Source organism: Leifsonia sp. GW821-FHT13C05 (assembly GCF_058806515.1).
Genome location: NZ_JBXAPT010000001.1, coordinates 1,244,364 through 1,263,823 on the forward strand (window position 1 = coordinate 1,244,364; position 19,460 = coordinate 1,263,823).

The following is a 19,460-nucleotide window of genomic DNA, read 5'->3' on the forward strand; positions in this document are numbered from 1 at the left end:
GATCGCCGGTCAGCGGCGGCCGGCCTTGCGGCGGAACTGGATGGCCGCCCAGAGGTAGGCGCCGACGATGATCGCGAGGCACCAGCCGATCGCCCAGAGCGGGCGGGTGCCGGCGTCCGTGCCGAAGAGGAGGCTGCGGATGGTCTCGATGATGGGCGTGATCGGCTGGTTCTCGGCGATCCACTGCAGCCAGGCCGGCATCGTGTCCGTCGGCACGAACGCGCTCGACAGGTACGGCAGGAACAGCAGGGCGAAGCCGTAGCCGTTCGCGGCCGTCGGGTTCTTCGCGGCCAGCCCGATCGCGGCGTACAGCCAGGTGATCGCGAGGATGAACAGGGCGATCACCGCGATGGCGCCGAGCCACTGCGCCGCGTTCGCCGTCGGCCGGAAACCGACCGCGAGGGCCACGCCGATCACGACGCCGGTGGCCAGCAGGTTGCGCACGAGGCTCGCCACCACGTGGCCGGTGATGACCCCGTTGGCGTGCAGCGGCATGGTGCGGAACCGGTCGACGATGCCGTTCGTCATGTCGTCGGCCACGTCGACCGCGGTGCTCGACGAGCCGAAGCCCGCGCAGAGCAGGATGATGCCGGGGACGACGTAGTTCACGTAGTCCCCTCCTCCGTCGATCGCGCCGCCGAACACGTAGGTGAAGAGCAGCATGAGCATGATCGGGAGCAGGATCGCCATCGTGAGCGCTTCGACGTTGCGCACGGTGTGGCGGAGGCTGCGGCCGACGAACACGACGGTGCTCGTGAGGCGGGAGACGGTACGGTCGACGGCGGCGGGGGGTGTGGTCTGGCGGGTGTCCAGTGCGACGGTCATCGGGTGACCTCCATTTCTTCTGCTGCACGGGATGCGGTGGATGCGGGTGACGCGGGGCTCGACGTGAGCGCGAGGAACACGTCGTCCATGCTGGGCTTGCGGATGCTGACGCTGCCGCCGGGCAGGAGGTGCGCATCCAGCTGATCGATGGCGGCGCGGAGTCCGTGGACGGTGCCGTCGGTGGGGAGCTCGCGGACGATCTCGTCGTCGGCGTCCCTCAGCTCGACGACCTCTCCCCCGACGCGCGCCTTGAGCTCGGCGGCCGTGCCCTCCGCGACGACGACGCCGTGGTCGATCACGGCGATGCGGTCGGCGAGCTGGTCGGCCTCCTCCAGGTACTGCGTGGTGAGGAGGATGGTGATGCCCTGCGCCGCGAGGTCGAGGATCATCGCCCACAGCGTCTGCCTGCTGCGGGTGTCGAGTCCGGTGGTCGGCTCGTCGAGGAAGATGACCGGCGGGGTCGCGACCAGGCTGATGGCGAGGTCGAGACGCCTGCGCATCCCGCCGGAGTACGCCTTGACGCGCTTGCGGGCCGCGTCGCCGAGGTCGAAGCGCTCGATGAGCTCCGCCGTCCGCGTCCGCGCTCCTGCTGCGGTGTATCCGGAGAGCCTCGCCATCATGCGCAGGTTCTCCTCGCCGGTGAGCACGTCGTCGACGGCGGCGGACTGGCCGGTGAGGCTGATCGAGCGCTTGACGCCCTCCCTGTCGTGCACGACGTCGTGGCCGCAGACGGTGGCCTGGCCTGCATCCGGCGCCACCAGGGTGGACAGGATGTTGATCAGCGTCGTCTTGCCTGCGCCGTTCGGCCCGAGCAGCGCGAACACGCTTCCCGCCGCGACGCTGAGGTCGATGCCGTCCAGCACACGCTGGTCGCCGAAGGACTTCCGGAGGCCGGCGATCTGGATCGCTTGAGCTGTCATGATCGGTTCCTTTCTGCATCCACTCTTCTGAGTACGACGCAAACTGTTTATGGTGCACGCTGTTTTGTTTAAGGTATACACAGTTCTAGGATGGGTGTCAACAACCGAAAGGGCGCGACATGGCCGATGCCGTCGAAGAAGCACTCCCCCGAGCCGTAGCGCTCAGCTGGGGAGTCGCAGAGCGCCCGCAGCGCGGGCCGAAACGCGAGCTCAGCATCGAGCGGATCGTCGACGCGGCGATCCAGCTCGCCGACGACGAGGGCCTCGCGGCGGTCTCGATGAGCAAGATCGCGACGGCGCTCGGCTTCACCACGATGTCCCTCTACCGCTACGTCACCAGCAAGGACGACGTGCTCGCCCTGATGCAGGACGCGGTCTGCGCCGTGCCGATCCCCTCCGAAGAGGAGGACACGGACTGGCGCAGCGGGCTGCGGCTCTGGGCGATGGCGAGCATCCAGGTGGTCCAGGCGCACCCCTGGTTCCCCGACATCCCGATCGCGGGAATGCCGCTGATGCCGAACAACCTCGCGGTGCTCGACTGGGGACTGCGGGTGATGAAGGACCTGCCGCTCACCGAGCCGGAGAAGATGTCGACGGCCCTGCTGCTCAGCTCGTATGCGCGCGCGACCGCGGTCGTCGAACGGGATGTGACCCGCTCACGTCAGCTGGACGGCCCTCCGCAGCGCGGCGAGGCGTTCACCGCGGCGCTGGCCGAGCTCGTCACCCCGGAGCGCTTCCCATACCTGTCGCCGCTTGTGCTCTCCGGCACGTACTCGGACGCAGAGGGCGACGACGACCAGGACGACTTCGCGTTCGGGCTGGAACGCATCCTGGACGGCATCGAGCACTACGTGTCGTCCCGGCGCAGCGGCGAGCCGGTCACGGCCTACGAGCCCCGGCCGGAGCCCGTGCCGAACGACAAGGCGATCCGCGAGGCGGCGAAGGCCCGCAGGGAGGCGGAGTCGCAGCTGCGGGAGGCGCGGAAGCGGGAGCGCGAGGTGATCGCGAAGGTGCGCGAGCGGCTGGCGAAGGAGGAGGAGCGCCGCGCGCGGCAGAACGGCTAGCCGCGCGCGGCAGAAGGGCTAGCGGATCGCGGTCGTCGTGCGGTCGCGCGTCGTCAGATCGCGGTGCGTCGCGGCGGCACGCCACCCGTCCGCGGTGAGCAGCTCCCGGATCTCGGCCCCCTGCAGCTCGCCGTGCTCCAGGACGAGCGTTCCCCCCTCGTGCAGCAGCCGTCTAGCCACGCGCGAGATCGTCCGGACGACGTCGAGGCCGTCCTGGCCGCCGTAGAGCGCGGCCGGCGGGTCGTAGAGCCGCACCTCCGGGTCGCGCGGGATCGCCTCGGCTGGGATGTACGGCGGGTTGGAGATGACGACGTCGACCGTGCCGTCGAGCTCGGGCAGCGCGTCGGCCAGGTCCACGAACACGACCCTGGCGTTCGTGACGCCGGACTCCTCCACGTTGCGTCTGGCCCAGATGAACGCCTCCGGCGAGTTCTCGACGGCGTGGATGCGCGCGTGCGGCACCTCCGTCGCCATCGCCAGCGCGATCGCCCCGCTCCCCGTGCCGAGGTCGACGCCGATCGGCTCTGCGCTCGGCACGGAGCGCAGCGCGTCGATCGCGAACTGCACCACCTGCTCGGTCTCCGGCCGCGGCACGAACACGCCGGGCCCGACGGCCAGCTCCAGCGAGCGGAACGGGGCGGTGCCGGTGATGTGCTGCAAAGGCTCGCGGGTGGCGCGGCGTTCTGCGAGTTCTCTGATGCGCGACACGTCCGCATCCTGGACCGTCGCATCCAGGTGGATGAGCGCCTGCACGCGCCCGCGCCCCTCGCCGAGCACATGGCCGACGAGCAGGTCGGCGTCGACCTCCGGGTCGGGGACGCCCGCGCGCGCGAGGAGCGCTGCGACCTCGTCTCTGACGGAGCGGACGGACGGAGGGGAGCTGGCTTCGGATGACATCGCCCGTCGAGCCTACGGCACGCCCCCAGGAGTCACACAGACGGTTACCCGCCGCGACGGGAATAGAGTTGTAAGGCTTTCACACCGTCCACCCGCGTCAACGAGGAAGAGCCATGACTGGTCACGTCTACGAGAACATCACCGAGGCGGTCGGAAGGACCCCGCTCGTCAAGCTCAATCGCATCGCCGAAGGCGTCGGCGCGACGGTGCTCGGCAAGCTGGAGTTCTACAACCCGGCCGGCAGTGTCAAAGACCGCATCGGCGTCGCGATCATCGACGCGGCGGAGAAGGCGGGAGCGCTGCGTCCGGGCGGCACCGTCGTCGAGGGCACGAGCGGCAACACCGGCATCGCGCTCGCGATGGTCGGCGCCGCCCGCGGATACAAGGTGATCCTGACCATGCCGGAGACGATGAGCAAGGAACGCCGCGTGCTGCTGCGCGCGTTCGGCGCGGAAATCGTGCTCACGCCCGGACCGGACGGGATGCGCGGAGCGGTCGAGAAGGCCAAGGAGATCGTCGCGAACACCGAGAACGCCATCTGGGCGCAGCAGTTCGCGAACGAGGCCAACCCGGCCATCCACCGCGCGACGACCGCGGAGGAGATCTGGGAGGACACCGACGGCGGTGTCGACATCTTCGTCGCCGGCGTCGGCACCGGAGGCACCATCACCGGTGTCGGCCAGGTGCTGAAGGAGCGGAAGCCCGGCGTGCAGGTGGTCGCCGTTGAGCCGATCGACTCCCCCATCCTGAACGGCGGCAAGCCAGGGCCGCACAAGATCCAGGGCATCGGCGCGAACTTCGTGCCGGAGATCCTGGACACCACGATCTACGACGAGGTCGTCGACGTGTCGTTCGACGACGCTCTCGACATCGCGAAGAAGCTCGCCAGCGAGGAGGGCATCCTCGCCGGGATCTCGTCCGGAGCGATCGTCTGGGCTGCCCTGCAGCTCGCGAAGCGGCCGGAGAACGCGGGCAAGACCATCGTCGCCGTCGTGTGCGACACCGGTGAGCGCTACATCTCGACCCCGCTCTGGGCCGACCTGCTGGACTGATCCATTGGCGTTCATCTCCCGCATCCGTGAGGACATCGCGAACGCGCGCAGACACGATCCTGCAGCGCGCAGCGGTTTCGAGGTCTTCACGGCGTACTCCGGCCTGCACGCGATCTGGTCCTACCGCCTCGCCCACCGGCTGTGGCGGTCAGGGCTGAAGATGCCTGCGCGGTTCCTGTCGCAGTTCACCCGGTTCCTGACCGGCATCGAGATCCACCCGGGCGCCACGATCGGACGGCGCTTCTTCATCGACCACGGGATGGGCGTGGTGATCGGCGAGACCACCTTCGTCGGCGACGACGTGATGCTGTACCACGGCGTCACCCTGGGCGGGAAGGGCAGCGGTCACGGCAAGCGGCACCCGACGATCGGCGACGGTGTGATCGTCGGCGCAGGGGCGAAGGTGCTCGGCGCGATCTCGATCGGGTCGCACACCGTGATCGGCGCGAACGCCGTCGTCATCCACGACTCCCCGTCGGGGTCCGTCCTCACCGGCGTCCCGGCCCGCGCTCGCCCGCGCACCGGCCACGAGCAGATCCCCGGCGACGACTTCCTCGACCCGGCCATCTACATCTGACAGCCGGGTCGGGAGAAGGTCAGTCGGTGGCGAGGTCGGCCAGGCGGGACTCCTCGTCGGCCTGGATGCAGGAGTCGATGACCGGCTCCAGGGCACCGTTCATGACGGCGTCGAGGTTGTACGCCTTGTAGCCGGTGCGGTGGTCGGCGATCCGGTTCTCCGGGAAGTTGTACGTGCGGATGCGCTCTGAACGGTCCATCGTGCGGATCTGGCTCTTGCGCACGGCGGCGGCCTCCGCATCCAGTTCCTCCTGCTGGCGCGCGAGCACGCGGGCGCGCAGCACGCGCATCCCGGCCTCGCGGTTCTGCAGCTGGCTCTTCTCGTTCTGCATCGCCACGACGATGCCGGTCGGGAGGTGCGTGATGCGCACGGCGGAGTCCGTCGTGTTGACCGACTGGCCGCCGGGGCCGCTCGACCGGTAGACGTCGATCTTCAGGTCGTTCTGGTTGATCTCGACCTCCTCCGGCTCATCCACCTCGGGGAAGACGAGCACGCCCGCCGCGGACGTGTGGATGCGTCCCTGCGACTCGGTCGCCGGCACCCGCTGAACGCGGTGCACCCCGCCCTCGTACTTCAGGTGTGCCCAGACGCCCTCCGCCGGGTCGCTGGACGAGCCCTTGATCGCGAGCTGGACGTCTTTGATGCCGCCGAGGTCGCTGGAGGTCTGCTCCAGGATCTCGGTCTTCCACTTCTTCGACTCCGCGTAGTGCAGGTACATCCGGAGCAGGTCGGCGGCGAACAGCGCGGACTCCGCCCCGCCCTCGCCCATCTTGATCTCCATGATGACGTCGCGGCTGTCGTTGGGGTCGCGCGGGATCAGCAGCCTGCGCAGCTTCTCGCCGGACTCCTCCAGGCTCGCTTCGAGCCCGGGCACCTCCTCGGCGAACGCCTCGTCCTCCGCTGCCAGCTCCTTCGCCGCCGCGAGGTCGTCCTCCAGCTGCTTCCACTGGTGGTACGCGGCGACGATGCGGCTGAGTTCCGCATAGCGCCGGTTGACCTTCTTGGAGCGCACGGGATCGCTGTGCAGCTCCGGGTCGGCGAGCTGCTCCTGCAGGTCGTCGTGCTCGGCGATCAGGCTGTTCACCGATTCGAACATTGCGTCTTCTTTCTGAGTGGGTACGAGCGTGTCCGGGAACGGAAAAGTGCCCGTCGACTCCGCGGTTCTGCGGGGTCGGCGGGCACTTCTCAGCTAGCGGTGGTCGTTCTCGTGGCCGTGCGAGTGCGCGGTGCCGTGGCCGTTGGCCGGCGCGGGCATCGACTTCTGGACCTGCATCAGGAACTCGACGTTGCTCGAGGTCTCCTTGAGACGGCCGAGCACGATCTCGAGCGCCTGCTGCTGGTCGAGGCCGGCGAGGGCACGACGCAGCTTCCAAGTGATCTTGACCTCGTCCGCGCCCATCAGCATCTCTTCGCGGCGGGTGCCGGATGCATTGACGTCGACAGCGGGGAAGATGCGCTTGTCCGCCAGCTGGCGGGACAGGCGGAGCTCCATGTTGCCGGTGCCCTTGAACTCCTCGAAGATGACCTCGTCCATCTTGGAACCGGTCTCGACGAGCGCAGAGGCGAGGATCGTGAGCGATCCGCCGTGCTCGATGTTGCGGGCGGCTCCGAAGAAGCGCTTCGGCGGGTACAGCGCAGAGGCGTCGACACCACCGGAGAGGATGCGACCGGATGCGGGGGCAGCCAGGTTGTACGCGCGGCCCAGGCGGGTGATCGAGTCGAGCAGCACGACGACGTCGTGGCCGAGCTCCACCAGACGCTTCGCACGCTCGATGGCGAGCTCGGCGACCGTGGTGTGGTCTTCTGCCGGACGGTCGAAGGTTGAGGCGATGACCTCACCCTTCACCGTGCGCTGCATGTCGGTGACCTCTTCCGGACGCTCGTCGACCAGGACGACCATGAGGTGCACCTCAGGGTTGTTCGTGGTGATGGCGTTGGCGATCTGCTGCATGACGATCGTCTTGCCGGCCTTCGGCGGCGCGACGATGAGGCCGCGCTGGCCCTTGCCGATCGGGGCGACCAGGTCGATGATGCGCTGCGTCAGCTTGCCGGGCTCCGTCTCGAGGCGCAGGCGCTCCTGGGGGTAGAGCGGGGTCAGCTTGCCGAACTCGACGCGGCCTGCCGCCTCGTCGATGGTCTGGCCGTTGATCGAGTCGACCTTGACGATGGCGTTGTACTTCTGGCGGGTGTTGTTCTCGCCCTCGCGCGGCTGGCGGATGGCTCCGACGACGGCGTCGCCCTTGCGCAGGTTGTACTTCTTGACCTGGCCGAGGGAGACGTAGACGTCGCTGGCGCCCGGCAGGTAGCCGGAGGTGCGGACGAACGCGTAGTTGTCGAGCACATCCAGGATGCCCGCGACGGGGATGAGCACGTCGTCATCGCTGATCTCGGGCTCGAGCTCGTCTGCTCCGGTGCTTCCGCGGCGCTTGCGGTCGCGGTAGCGGTTGCGGCCTGCGCGGTCGCCGTCGGCCTGGGTGTCCTGGCCGCCGTTGCGGTTCTGCTGACCGTTGCGGTTCTGCTGGCCGTTCTGGCCGCCCTGCTTCTGGTCGTCGCGGTCCCTGTCGCGGTCGGCCTGCTGGCCGCCCTGCTGGTTCTGGGCCTGCTGGGCGTCTCCGCCCTGCTGGCCGTTCTGGCCCTGGCCGTTCTTGTTGCGGTTCCTGTTGCGATTGCGGCCCTGACGGGGCTGCTGGTCGCCGTTGCCCTGAGCGTCGCCCTGAGCCTGCGCGTCGCCCGCATCCTGCGATCCTGCGCCGTTGTCGGCCTTCTCGCCCTGGTCCTGCTGGGCGTTCTGGTCGGCGTCCCGCCCGCGTCCGCGGCGGCGGTTGCGGCCCTGACCCTGGCCCTGCTCCGACTGCTTGTCGCCGTCGGCGCCGGCCTGCTGGGCGGCGGACTCGCGGTTGGCGAGCGCGGAGTCGAGCAGCGCATCCACATCCGGGATGAGCGAGTCGACGCCGGTCGCACCGGTGTTCACGTGGGTCGCTGCTGCGATCCCGGTGCCGTCTGCGCTCGACACGCGGCGCGAGCCGCGGCGGCGGGGCGCCTGCTCGGCGGGAGCGGTGGCTGCGTCCGGCAGCACGGGCTCTCCGACGTGCGGCTCCTCCGATGCCGGCTCTGCGATGAGCGGCTCGATGAGGACCTGGGATGCTGCACGGGCGTTCTCCGCTGCCGGTGCGGCAGCGGGTGCTTCGGCTGCGGGGGTCGCGGAACCCGCGGCCTCCGCACGCGCGGCGGCGATGGCCGTCACGAGTTCGCCCTTGCGAAGCTTGGTTGCTCCCTGAAGTCCCAACTGGGCGGCGAGAGCCTGAAGCTCTGCCACCTTGAGGGAGGTCAGGTCGCTGGTGTCCACGCCCCCGGCGTGGAGTTCGACATCAGTCACTGAAGAGGATTCCTTTCCCCCGACGCGCGATTCTCGCCGTCGTTCTGGAGCACTCGTCACATGAACTACCGGTTCTGGGGTGTCACCGAAAGGTACTCGGGTGCACAGGTAGGAGTGACGGCATGATTGCTAGAAATCACCCGAAGATCAGATTCGCTCATGGAGAGGTTTCTGCGGGTGCACGCACAGTTTACCACTGATGCGGGACTGCTCTTGACGCTACGCGACCGGCGTGTCCAGCGCTTTCGCGGCGAGCTGCGAGACCGTTGCGCCCTTGAAGTCGACCGCGAGCATGAGCGCCTGCCAGGGCGTCTCCGACTGCGCGGCCACCAGCTCGGCGGCGGCGAGCCGCTGGCTCGGGTCACTGCAGAGCACGAGGATCGACGGACCTGCTCCCGAGACGACAGCGGCGAAGCCGTTCTCCCGCAGCAGCGTGATCAGCCGGTCGGTCTCCGGCATGGCGGAGGCGCGGTAGCTCTGGTGGAGCTTGTCCTCCGTTGCGGCGTGCAGCAGCTCTGGGCTCTGGATGAGGGCGGCGACCAGCAGCGCGGACCGCGAGACGTTGAAGACCGCATCCTCGTGGGGCACGGACTGCGGCTGCAGGCTGCGGGCGAGCGCCGTCGACATGACGTGCTGCGGCACGAGCACGAGCGGAGAGACGCCGCGGTGCACGATCAGCTTCTTGAACCGCGGGCCCTCGGGGGTGACCCACGCGATGGTGAGTCCTCCGAAGAGCGCGGGGGCCACGTTGTCCGGGTGGCCCTCCATGTCGTTGGCGAGCGCGAGGAGACCCTGGGCGTCGATGTCGACGATGCCGTCGAGCAGCCCCTTCGCCGCCATGATGCCGGAGACGATGGCGGCACCGGAGGAACCGAGTCCCCTGCCGTGCGGGATGTTGTTGCGGGCGACGAGCTGCAGCCCGGGCATCGGGATGCCGACGGACTCGAAGGTGTGCGCGATGGCCCGGACCACGAGGTTGCTCTCGTCGGTGGGCACCTCGCCGGCTCCGACGCCGATGACCTCGACGGTCGCGCCGGGCTCGTCGCGGACCGACACCTGCAGTTCGTCGTAGAGCGCGAGGGCGAGACCGAGGGTGTCGAAGCCCGGGCCGAGGTTGGCGCTGGTCGCCGGAACCTTGACCGTGACGGCGCGGCCGCTCAGGTCGGCGGCCTGCGAGGTCACGCGGTTGCCTTTTCGCTCGCCACCAGACCGAGCACGTCGGCGATGGCGGTGGTGTCCACGGGGACGACGGTGGGCTGGACGTCGGAGCCGTCAGCGGTGCGGAGGGCCCACTGCGGGTCCTTCAGGCCGTGGCCGGTGACGGTGAGGACGACGGTCGCGCCGGCGGGGATGACCCCGGCGGCCGAGCGCTCCAGCAGACCGGCGACGCTGATCGCGGAGGCCGGCTCGACGAAGATGCCGACCTCGGCGGACAGGATGCGCTGCGCTTCGAGGATGTGCTCGTCCGAGATCGCGCCGAAGTAGCCGTCGCTGTCGTCGCGCGCGTTGAGCGCGAGCTCCCACGACGCCGGGTTGCCGATGCGGATGGCCGTGGCGATGGTGTCCGGGTCCTTGACGGGCTGGCCGAGAACGATCGGGGCGCTGCCTGCGGCCTGGAAGCCGAACATCCTGGGCAGCTTGGTGGCCTCTCCGCGCTGCAGCTCCTCGGTGTATCCGCGGTGGTACGCCGTGTAGTTGCCCGCGTTGCCGACGGGGACGATGTGGAAGTCCGGGGCGTCGCCGAGCACCTCGACGACCTCGAACGCTGCCGTCTTCTGGCCCTCGATGCGGTCGGGGTTCACCGAGTTGACGAGGTGGACCGGGTAGTTGGTCGCGAGTTCGCGGGCGATGTCGAGACAGTCGTCGAAGTTGCCCTGCACCTGCAGCAGCTGCGCGTTGTGCGCGATGGCCTGGCTGAGCTTGCCCATCGCGATCTTGCCCTCCGGCACCAGCACGACGGCCTGGATGCCCGCGTGCGTCGCGTACGCCGCGGCCGACGCGGAGGTGTTGCCGGTGGATGCGCAGATGACGGCCTTCGCGCCGTGCTCGACGGCCTTCGAGATGGCCATCGTCATGCCGCGGTCCTTGAAGGAGCCGGTGGGGTTCATACCCTCGAACTTGACGAACACGTTCGCACCCGTGCGCGCGGAGAGCGCAGGAGCGGGCAGCAGCGGCGTGCCGCCTTCGCCGAGCGTCACGATCGGAGTGGCATCGCTGATGTTCAGGCGGTCCGCGTATTCACGCAGGACGCCCCGCCACTGACGACTATTCGCTTTCTCGGGCATTACGATCCTTCGACTCGGAGTACGGATGAGATGGCTGTCACGGCGTCGCTCGCCGCGAGAGCCTCAACGGTGGCCGCGAGTGCGGCCTCCTCGGCCTCGTGGGTGCCGATAACCAGGGTAGCGGTGGGCGCGCCGTTGCCGTGAACCGCAGCGTTACCTGCGATGACGGCGCTCGGGATCGTGACGGGCCCTGTGGTGCTCGGCACGGACTGCTGCACCGTCTCCACGCTCACGCCGCCATCGCTCAGGATGCGCGCGACCGCGGCCAGCACGCCGGGCTGGTCCGCCACATCCAGAGTGATCTGGTAGCGGGTGACGACGCGTCCGATGTCGAGCACGGGAAGCTGCGCGTGCGTCGACTCCGCGACGCCCGGGCCACCGACCACGTGCCGCCTGGCCGCAGAGACGAGGTCGCCGAGCACGGCGGACGCCGTCTCCACTCCCCCGGCGCCAGCACCGTAGAACATGAGGTCGCCGGCGGCGGCGGACTGCACGAACACTGCGTTGTGCGCACCGTGCACGGCAGCCAGTGGATGGTCGCGGCTGATCAGCGCGGGATACACCCGCGCGGACACGCCCTCCTGGCCGGTCTCCGGGTCGGTGAGGCGCTCGCAGATCGCGAGCAGCTTGATCACGGACCCCGCCTCCCTGGCCGCGTCGACCTGCGCCGTGGTGACCGAGGTGATGCCCTCGCGGTAGACGGATTCGAGCGGCACCGTGGTGTGGAAGGCGAGGCTCGCGAGGATCGCGGCCTTCTGCGCCGCATCGTATCCGCCGATGTCGGCCGTCGGGTCCGCCTCGGCGTAACCGCGGTCGGTGGCGGTGGCGAGGGCGTCCTGCAGGGACTCGCCGTTCACATCCATGCGGTCGAGGATGAAGTTGGTCGTGCCGTTGACGATGCCGAGGATGCGGTTGACCCTGTCGCCGGCGAGGCTGTCGCGCAGCGGCCGGATGATCGGGATGGCTCCGGCGACGGCCGCCTCGTAGTAGAGCTGCGCGCCGACCTGCTCCGCCGCCTCGAACAGCTCGGGACCGTGCGTGGCCAGCAGCGCCTTGTTGGCGGTGATCACGTCCGCGCCGGAGTTGATGGCCTGCAGCACGTAGCCGCGGGCGGGCTCGACGCCGCCCATCAGTTCGACCACGATGTCCGCGCCGAGGATCAGGGATGCAGCGTCGGTGGTGAACAGCTCGCGCGGCAGGTCGACGTCGCGCTGCGCATCCAGGTCGCGGACGGCGATGCCGACCAGTTCGAGCTTCGCGCCGACCCGGGAGGCGAACTCGTCTCCCTGTTCCAGCAGCAGCCGGGCCACCTGCGATCCGACGGAGCCTGCGCCCAGCAGGGCGACCCGGAGGTTGCGGTACTCGATCATGCGTCGGCTCCTTCGTACGCAGCGTCGCGCATCAGCAGGTCGTGCTCGGTCTCTCCGCGCACGATGACGCGGGATGCGCCGTCGCGGACGGCGATCACGGCCGGCCTGCCCACGTGGTTGTAGTTGCTCGCGAGCGACCAGCAGTATGCGCCGGTCGCCGGGACGGCGAGCAGGTCGCCGGGGGCCACGTCGCCGGGAAGGTAGTCGGCGTCGACGACGATGTCTCCGCTCTCGCAGTGCTTGCCGGCGATGCGCACCAGCTCGGGGGGCGCGACGGACTGCCGTCCGGCGATCCGCACGGAGTAGTCGGCCCCGTAGAGCGCGAGCCGCGCGTTGTCGCTCATGCCGCCGTCGACGCTCACGTACCGGCGGATCGCGGCCTCCCCGTCGTCCTGGAACGCCACGGGCACATCCTTGGTCGTGCCGGCGGTGTAGAGCGTGAGCCCCGCACGTCCGATGATCGCCCGGCCGGGCTCGAACGCCACCACGGGAAGAGGGATGCCCAGCTCGGCGCAGCCCGCGGCGACTGTCTGCGCGATGGTCTCCGCCAACTCCTCGATCGGCGTCGGGTCGTCGGCGGACGTGTACGCGATGCCGAAACCGCCGCCGAGGTTCAGTTCGGGAACCGGCCCATCGGCCAGAAGCTCGGTGTGCACGGCGAGCAGCCGGGCGGCGGACTCCGCGAAGCCGTCCGCCCCGAAGATCTGCGAGCCGATGTGACAGTGCAGGCCGAGGAAGTTCAGCGACGCGTGGCTCCGGATGCGCGCGGCGGCGTCCGCGGCGGCCGCCAGCCCGATCCCGAACTTCTGATCCTCGTGCGCGGTCGCGAGGAAGGCGTGCGTGTGCGCGTGCACCCCGCTGTTGACGCGCAGCCGCACCGACTGGACGCGACCGTGCCTGGCGGCGGCCTCTGCGACGCGCTCGATCTCCTGCACGCTGTCGATGATGATGGCGCCGATGCCGAGCGAGACGGCCCTGTCGATCTCGGCGAGGGACTTGTTGTTCCCGTGGAAGCCCAGACGCTCCGGGGCGACGCCCGCTGCGACGGCGACGGCGAGCTCCCCGCCACTGCAGACGTCGATGTTGAGGCCGGCCTCGCTCATCCAGCGCGCGACCTCGATGCTGAGGAACGCCTTGCCCGCGTAGTAGACCTTCGCGGAGCCCCCGACGCGCTCGAAAGCGCCGACCAGGGCGGAGCGCACCTCGGTAGCGCGATCACGCGCATCCACTTCGTCGACGATGTAGACGGGGGTGCCGTAGCGAGCGGCGAGTTCGGCGGCGCTCACACCGCCGACGACGAGCTCGCCGTCCCGTCGTTCCACCGTGCGCGACCAGAGGCCGGGATGGAGGGCGTTGGCGTCGCCGGGAACGGCGAGCCATTCGGGGGCGAGCGGATTGGCTGCCGCGTGCGTGTCAAAGGCCACTGGGAAAACCTCACGGAATGAATCGAGTGGGGATCTCTCGGAGGCGAGCGGACCCGGATTGGTCCCTGAAGCCGGTGGAGAAGTACCGGAAGTCTATCGGGGGCCGGGCTGGGGATTCGCCCGTGTTACGACCGGGGGCCGGCACCCGTCAGCAACTGCCCTTGCTCTTCAGCGACTTCTCGTTCACCACGAAGTCCTGCGCGTTCAGGGTGACCGTGGCCATGCCCTTGCTGATCGCGATGTCGTTCACCAGCACGCCGTCCGGGAGGTACTGGGCGACGCAGACCGGGATGGGGCCGCGGTTGGTCAGCGCTTTGACGAGGGTGGAGAGGTCGAGGGCCGTGTCGGCCGCGCCCGTGGTGACCTTCGCATCCACCGGGAGCAGGTTGACCGTCTTGCCCGCCGCCTCCGGGGAGACGGTCACCTGGTAGCCGATCGGCAAGCCGAGGAGGGACGCGGTGCCGTCGTAGCTGATGGTGCCCTTTCCGAGGGCGAGATCGCCGTCGACGCCGGGGACCGTGACCAGCTTGTTCAGCGACGACTGCGAGATGGTCAGCGCACCGTCGATGCTCTGCACCGGCTTGGAGAAGTCGGCGGGCACGCCGGTGGCCGTGACCTTGGCGTGGATGGGCGAGCCGTTGACACTCAGCGCCGGCGCATCCAGGACAACCTTCTCGAACCGCCCGCTCAGATACTGCTGCAGCACGGAGACGCCGCCGATGCTGGTCGACACGTCGCCCTTCACCTCGGCGGGGAGGCTCTTCTCCACCTCGGCCGAGATGCGCTGCTGCGCCACCTGGCGCACGATGGCGTCCGCGACGAAGAACAGCCCGACGAGCACGACGATCGGGATGACGATCCACAGCACCAGCCGCAGCGTGCGCCTCCGCTTCGGCGGCCTGGCCGTCTCCACGATCACCTCTGTCGCCTGCGTGTCAGTCATCGGCGGATGCTCACATTCTGTCCGGAGCGGAGACCCCGAGGAGCCCGAGACCGTTGCGGATGACCTGGCCGGTGGCGTCGTTCAGCCACAGGCGGGTGCGGTGCAGGTCGGTGACGGGCTCGTCGCCGAGCGGGATGACACGGGTCGCTGCGTACCAGGTGTGGTAGAGCCCAGCGAGCTCCTCGATGTAGCGGGCGACTCGGTGCGGCTCGCGCAGTTCGGCCGCCTGCGCGACGATCCGCGGGAACTCCTGCAGCCCGCCGAGCAGAGCGGATTCGCTCTCGTGCGTGAGCAGTTCCGGCGCGAACGCGCTGCGGTCGACACCGGCGGCCGCTGCGTTGGCGGCGACGGACCGGGTGCGGGCGTGGGCGTACTGCACGTAGAAGACGGGGTTCTCGTTGCTGCGCTTGCTCAGCAGGTCGAGGTCGATGTCGAGCTGCGAATCGCTGGACGAGCGCACCAGGGCGTAGCGTCCTGCGTCGACGCCCACCGCGTCCACCAGGTCGTCGAGCGTGACGATGGTGCCGGCGCGCTTCGACATCTTGACGGGCTCACCGTCGCGGACCAGGTTGACCATCTGGCCGATCAGGATCTGCAGATTGACGTTCGGGACGTCGCCGAACGCCTCGACGGCGGCCTGGAGCCGCGCGACGTAGCCGTGGTGGTCGGCGCCGAGCATGATGAGGTTCTGCTCGAAGCCGCGCTCGCGCTTGTTCAGGTAGTAGCCGAGGTCGCCGGAGATGTACGCCGGCTCTCCGTTCGAGCGGATGACGACGCGGTCGCGGTCGTCGCCGAACGTGGTGGTGCGGAGCCAGACGGCTCCGTCCTCCTCGAAGATGTGGCCCTGCTCGCGCAACCGCTCGATGGCGCGCTCGACGGCCCCGGACTCGTGCAGCGAGTCCTCGTGGAAGTACACGTCGAAGTCGACGCCGAAACCGTGCAGCTTCTCCTTGATCTCGGCGAACATCAGCTCGGTGCCGACCGAACGGAACACCTCCTGCTGCTCGTCGCGCGACAGGGAGGAGATGTCGCCGTCGTAGCGCTCGACCACCTGGGCGGCGATGTCGGAGATGTACGCTCCGCCGTAGCCGTCCTCCGGCGTCGGCTCACCCAGGTATGCGGCGAGGAGGCTCCTGGCGAAGCGGTCGATCTGCGAGCCGTGGTCGTTGAAGTAGTACTCGCGCGTGACGTCCGCGCCCTCGGCCTTGAGGATGCGCGCGAGGCTGTCGCCGACGGCCGCCCAGCGCACGCCGCCCATGTGGATGGGGCCGGTCGGGTTGGCGGAGACGAACTCCAGGTTGACCGTCAGGCCGTCGTAGAGGTGCCCGTTGCCGTAGTCGTCGCCCGCCTCGACGATGGTCTTCGCCAGCTGGCCGGCCGCAGCAGCATCCAGCCGGAAGTTGATGAAGCCAGGACCGGCGACCTCTGCGGAGGCGACGCCGTCGATGGATGCGGCGGCCTCGGCGATCTCGGTGGCCAGCTCCCGCGGGTTGGCGCCGACCTTCTTCGCCAGGCGCATGGCGACGTTGGACGCCCAGTCGCCGTGCTCGCGGTTCTTGGGGCGCTCGAGGGGGACGTCGTCGATCGTGACGACGACAGCATCCCCTGCACCCTCCTCCGCGCCGTCCCCGCGTCGCCGCTCGACAACGGAGGTCACGATGTCGAGCAGGGCAGCAGAGAGGTCAGCAGGAGTCACGATCAACGATTCTACCGGGCACGCGCTGCATCGATTGCCTAACGAACGGGCCGCGACGGCCGGTCCTCTCCGCCCGGCTTGATAGGGTCATCGCGATGTGCGCCGCCGCGCATCCTCTCGCAGTGAATCCCGACCATCCGACGGAGAACGAACACGCATGGCCAACCCCACCAGAACCGCCGCCCGAGCAGCGGCTGCCGTCACGGCGATCCTCGCCTGCACCCTGGCCATGACCGCGTGCGCCGGCCCGTCGAAGAGCGCGGGAGGCTCATCGTCCCCCTCCGCCTCCGCGAACGCGGGAGGCACGAAAGCGCCGACGCCGACGCCCACCCCGACGCCGACGGACCCGCCCACCCCGGTCACCCTCACCTGCGACCAGATCGTCACGCCGGACCAGGCGTACGCATACAACCCCAACTTCGGCACGGACCCCGCATACCAGCCCAAGGACGGCAGCCTGGAGAAGCAGGTCGCCGACTGGAAGGGCGTCACCTGCGCCTGGCTCAACCAGACCAGCGGCGACGTGATCGAGATCGCGGTCGCCCAGCCGCCGGCGAGCGCCCTCGAAGGCCTGAAGAACGCGGCGGTCACCGCAGCGACCCCGGTGCCCACCTACGGTGTTCCCCCGGAGGTCGAGGGATACTTCAAGCAGGGAACCCCCGGTCAGGTGCAGGTCTTCCGCGGCGCATACTGGATCGTCTCCGACTCGGCCGCCTTCTTCGAGCCGGGCGACGCAGCCCCCCTGATGGAATCGGTGCTCGCCAACCTGCCGAAGTAGCCCACACCGGACGTGCGAAAGGTGCGTCCCGCGGGATGCTAGCCTGGATGCACCCTGGCCCCCATAGCTCAGGGGATAGAGCGTCTGCCTCCGGAGCAGAAGGCCGTAGGTTCAAATCCTACTGGGGGCACCAGATACGACGAGAGGCCGTCCCCAGCGGGACGGCCTCTCGTGTGTTTCAGGAACGGGTGCCGCTACGAAGCGACCTCCTCGCGGCGCGGGAGCTTCCAGCCGGGGCGCACGTAGTGGCAGGTGTAGCCCCACGGGATGCGCTCCAGGTAGTCCTGGTGCTCGGGCTCCGCCTCCCAGAACGGGCCGGCGGGCGACAGCTCGGTGACCACGGGGCCCGGCCAGAGTCCCGAGGCGTCGACGTCGGCGATGGTGTCCTCCGCCACGCGGCGCTGCTCGTCGGTCTCGTAGAAGATCGCGGAGCGGTAGCTGGTGCCCACGTCGTTGCCCTGGCGGTTCTTGGTCGACGGGTCGTGGATCTGGAAGAAGAACTCCAGCAGGTCGCGGTAGCTGACCTTCGACGGGTCGAAGACGATCTCGATCGCCTCGGCGTGGCTTTCGTGGTTGCGGTATGTGGCGTTCGGCACGTCGCCTCCTGTGTAGCCGACACGGGTGTCGAGCACGCCGGGGCGCTTGCGGATCAGGTCCTCCATGCCCCAGAAACAGCCACCGGCGAGGATGGCCTTCTCCGTGGCGGGAGTGGCGGGGGTGGTGGGTGTTGCGTCGGTCATCGGGTGACCTCCTCATTCTCGAACAGGTGACGATAGTCGCCGTAGCCCTCGGTGTCGAGGTCGGCGAGCGGGATGAAACGGAGGGCGGCGGAGTTGATGCAGTATCGCATCCCTCCCGCCTCGGCGGGGCCGTCGTCGAACAGGTGGCCGAGGTGGCTGTCCCCGTGGGCCGAACGGACCTCGGTGCGCACCATCCCGAACGTCCTGTCGCGCTTCTCGACGATGTTGGCCGGGTCGACGGGCACGGTGAAGCTCGGCCAGCCCGACCGGCTGTCGTACTTGTTCACCGAGGCGAACAGCGGCTCTCCGGAGACGATGTCGACGTAGAGACCCGCCTCCTTGTTGTCCCAGAACTCGTTACGGAACGCCGGCTCCGTGGCCTCGCGCTGCGTGACGGCGTACTGCTCGGGGGTCAGGCGGGAGACTGCATCCTGGGTCTTGCGGTAATCGTGTGACACGTGATCCTCCTCGACGGGGTTCCGGCGCAGCTGGCTGCTGGGCCGTCAGAGAATAGAACACGGCGAGGCGGACGGTTGGTCCCGCTGAAACTGTGTGTTCCCTGGCAATGACCGATCAGGCGCGGTCGTGCAGGGTGACCTGGTAGCCGTCCGGGTCGGCGAAGGTGAAGGTGCGGCCGAACGGGCCATCGATGGGCGCGGAGACGATCGTGCGGCCGTCCGCGACCAGGGCGTCGTGGATGTCCTGGACGTCGGTGGCGTGGAGCCAGAGCGCGACGCCGATGCCCGGCTGCGAGACGGACGCCAGGTCGGTGCCTTCCACGATGTCCCTGAGCGCGAACGCGATCGGCTTCGTGTCGAAGACGACGGCGTGCGGAGGGCCGGCCGGGGAGCGGACGAGCCCGAGGTACTGCTCGTAGAACGCCTGGGATGCGTCGAGGTCGCGCACCTGGATGGAGATGAAGTCTGGGCCGATGGCTGGCATGGTGTGTTCCTTCTTTTCGTGTCAGTTTTCTGACATGGCTGACTCTATGTCAGACTACTGACATGAGTCAAGACGGTGTCGGCGTCGACCTGGAGACGTCACTGGGCTATCTGCTGAAAGAGGCGTCGAGCGCGCTGCGATCCGCGATGGAGGACGCGCTTCGTCCCCTCGGGATGAGCGTGACGCACTACTCCTGCCTGGAACTGCTCGCGCAGCGGCCGGGACTGTCGAACTCCGAACTCGCCCGCGGCGCGTTCGTCACCAGGCAGACGATGAACGTGCTGCTCCAGTCCCTGGAACGCGACGGCGTCGTCACCCGGCCCGCCGAGGCGCCCGTCGGCAAGGCCCTCCCCGCGCGGCTCACGGCGCGCGGGCGGCGCGAGCTGGAGAAGGCGACGGCGGCCGTCCGCTCCGTCGAGCTCAGGATGCTGGGCGGCATGACGGCGACGGAGCAGGCTGACGCGTTCCGCAGCCTGCAGAGCATGATCGCCTCCCTGCGCGGCGGCGACGTGGAGCGCGACGCGGAGCCTGACCCAGAGCCTGACCAGGAGTCTCTCCCCCGCTGACGCCC

19 protein-coding genes and 1 tRNA gene are annotated in these 19,460 nt (G+C 69.1%); 6 read left to right on the forward strand and 14 right to left on the reverse strand.

The window, feature by feature from the left end; translation table 11 throughout:
- Positions 1 to 9 precede the first annotated feature (9 nt).
- Together AC1ROC_RS05960 and AC1ROC_RS05965 are read right to left on the reverse strand one after the other, a co-directional pair.
- Positions 10 to 825, reverse strand: a complete 816-nt coding sequence (locus AC1ROC_RS05960) for an ABC transporter permease (protein WP_492998716.1) — start codon at positions 823 to 825, stop codon at positions 10 to 12.
- Positions 822 to 1,745 carry an ATP-binding cassette domain-containing protein gene (locus tag AC1ROC_RS05965; RefSeq protein WP_085369384.1) on the reverse strand — a complete coding sequence of 308 codons (924 nt, stop codon included), beginning with the start codon at positions 1,743 to 1,745 and terminating at the stop codon, positions 822 to 824. Before AC1ROC_RS05965 ends, AC1ROC_RS05960 begins: the two co-directional genes overlap by 4 nt.
- Positions 1,746 to 1,864: 119 nt before the next feature.
- Between AC1ROC_RS05965 and AC1ROC_RS05970 the strand changes: the two genes are divergently transcribed.
- Entirely contained in the window at positions 1,865 to 2,809 is a 945-nt protein-coding gene (locus tag AC1ROC_RS05970; RefSeq protein ID WP_492998718.1) for a TetR/AcrR family transcriptional regulator, read from the forward strand.
- A gap of 18 nt (positions 2,810 to 2,827) precedes the next feature.
- Here the strand turns inward: AC1ROC_RS05970 and prmC are convergent, their stop codons facing one another.
- Positions 2,828 to 3,706: a peptide chain release factor N(5)-glutamine methyltransferase gene (prmC, locus tag AC1ROC_RS05975; protein WP_492998720.1), complete on the reverse strand. Its 879-nt coding sequence runs from the start codon at positions 3,704 to 3,706 to the stop codon at positions 2,828 to 2,830.
- A 113-nt stretch (positions 3,707 to 3,819) separates the two neighbouring features.
- Here prmC and cysK point away from each other — a divergent pair, with 113 nt between their 5' ends.
- Positions 3,820 to 4,758, forward strand: coding sequence for a cysteine synthase A (gene cysK, locus AC1ROC_RS05980; protein WP_168689041.1), 939 nt, complete (start codon positions 3,820 to 3,822; stop codon positions 4,756 to 4,758).
- A 4-nt stretch (positions 4,759 to 4,762) separates the two neighbouring features.
- Positions 4,763 to 5,335 carry a serine O-acetyltransferase EpsC gene (gene epsC / locus AC1ROC_RS05985; protein WP_085369388.1) on the forward strand — a complete coding sequence of 191 codons (573 nt, stop codon included), beginning with the start codon at positions 4,763 to 4,765 and terminating at the stop codon, positions 5,333 to 5,335.
- A gap of 19 nt (positions 5,336 to 5,354) precedes the next feature.
- Here the strand turns inward: epsC and prfA are convergent, their stop codons facing one another.
- The 8 genes from prfA to argS form a co-directional block, all read right to left on the reverse strand.
- Positions 5,355 to 6,431, reverse strand: coding sequence for a peptide chain release factor 1 (prfA, locus tag AC1ROC_RS05990; protein WP_085369389.1), 1,077 nt, complete (start codon positions 6,429 to 6,431; stop codon positions 5,355 to 5,357).
- Positions 6,432 to 6,524: 93 nt separating this feature from the next.
- The gene (gene rho / locus AC1ROC_RS05995; protein WP_492998723.1) at positions 6,525 to 8,711 is read right to left on the reverse strand and encodes a transcription termination factor Rho; all 2,187 of its coding nucleotides are present in this window, start codon (positions 8,709 to 8,711) and stop codon (positions 6,525 to 6,527) included.
- Positions 8,712 to 8,930: 219 nt separating this feature from the next.
- On the reverse strand, positions 8,931 to 9,893 hold the full coding sequence (gene thrB / locus AC1ROC_RS06000; RefSeq protein WP_085369391.1) for a homoserine kinase: 963 nt from the start codon (positions 9,891 to 9,893) through the stop codon (positions 8,931 to 8,933).
- A complete protein-coding gene (thrC, locus tag AC1ROC_RS06005) occupies positions 9,890 to 10,996 on the reverse strand; it encodes a threonine synthase (RefSeq protein WP_085369392.1) in 1,107 nt (368 codons plus the stop codon). Before thrC ends, thrB begins: the two co-directional genes overlap by 4 nt.
- Positions 10,996 to 12,366, reverse strand: coding sequence for a homoserine dehydrogenase (locus AC1ROC_RS06010; RefSeq protein WP_085369393.1), 1,371 nt, complete (start codon positions 12,364 to 12,366; stop codon positions 10,996 to 10,998). Before AC1ROC_RS06010 ends, thrC begins: the two co-directional genes overlap by 1 nt.
- On the reverse strand, positions 12,363 to 13,790 hold the full coding sequence (gene lysA / locus AC1ROC_RS06015; protein ID WP_492998727.1) for a diaminopimelate decarboxylase: 1,428 nt from the start codon (positions 13,788 to 13,790) through the stop codon (positions 12,363 to 12,365). The genes AC1ROC_RS06010 and lysA overlap by 4 nt, the downstream gene beginning before the upstream one ends.
- A 148-nt stretch (positions 13,791 to 13,938) precedes the next feature.
- Positions 13,939 to 14,733, reverse strand: coding sequence for an LmeA family phospholipid-binding protein (locus AC1ROC_RS06020; protein WP_085369395.1), 795 nt, complete (start codon positions 14,731 to 14,733; stop codon positions 13,939 to 13,941).
- A 10-nt stretch (positions 14,734 to 14,743) separates the two neighbouring features.
- Positions 14,744 to 16,429: an arginine--tRNA ligase gene (gene argS / locus AC1ROC_RS06025; RefSeq protein ID WP_168689034.1), complete on the reverse strand. Its 1,686-nt coding sequence runs from the start codon at positions 16,427 to 16,429 to the stop codon at positions 14,744 to 14,746.
- A 157-nt stretch (positions 16,430 to 16,586) separates the two neighbouring features.
- Between argS and AC1ROC_RS06030 the strand changes: the two genes are divergently transcribed.
- A complete protein-coding gene (locus AC1ROC_RS06030) occupies positions 16,587 to 17,207 on the forward strand; it encodes an iron ABC transporter ATP-binding protein (RefSeq protein WP_492998730.1) in 621 nt (206 codons plus the stop codon).
- A gap of 57 nt (positions 17,208 to 17,264) precedes the next feature.
- Positions 17,265 to 17,340 (forward strand) — tRNA-Arg (locus AC1ROC_RS06035).
- A gap of 61 nt (positions 17,341 to 17,401) precedes the next feature.
- Here AC1ROC_RS06035 and msrA read toward each other — a convergent pair.
- The 3 genes from msrA to AC1ROC_RS06050 form a co-directional block, all read right to left on the reverse strand.
- Positions 17,402 to 17,947, reverse strand: a complete 546-nt coding sequence (gene msrA / locus AC1ROC_RS06040) for a peptide-methionine (S)-S-oxide reductase MsrA (RefSeq protein ID WP_492998732.1) — start codon at positions 17,945 to 17,947, stop codon at positions 17,402 to 17,404.
- On the reverse strand, positions 17,944 to 18,405 hold the full coding sequence (gene msrB / locus AC1ROC_RS06045) for a peptide-methionine (R)-S-oxide reductase MsrB (protein ID WP_085370920.1): 462 nt from the start codon (positions 18,403 to 18,405) through the stop codon (positions 17,944 to 17,946). The genes msrA and msrB overlap by 4 nt, the downstream gene beginning before the upstream one ends.
- A gap of 115 nt (positions 18,406 to 18,520) precedes the next feature.
- On the reverse strand, positions 18,521 to 18,889 hold the full coding sequence (locus tag AC1ROC_RS06050) for a VOC family protein (protein WP_085370921.1): 369 nt from the start codon (positions 18,887 to 18,889) through the stop codon (positions 18,521 to 18,523).
- Positions 18,890 to 18,951: 62 nt separating this feature from the next.
- Between AC1ROC_RS06050 and AC1ROC_RS06055 the strand changes: the two genes are divergently transcribed.
- Positions 18,952 to 19,455: a MarR family winged helix-turn-helix transcriptional regulator gene (locus tag AC1ROC_RS06055; RefSeq protein WP_492998735.1), complete on the forward strand. Its 504-nt coding sequence runs from the start codon at positions 18,952 to 18,954 to the stop codon at positions 19,453 to 19,455.
- Positions 19,456 to 19,460 lie beyond the last annotated feature (5 nt).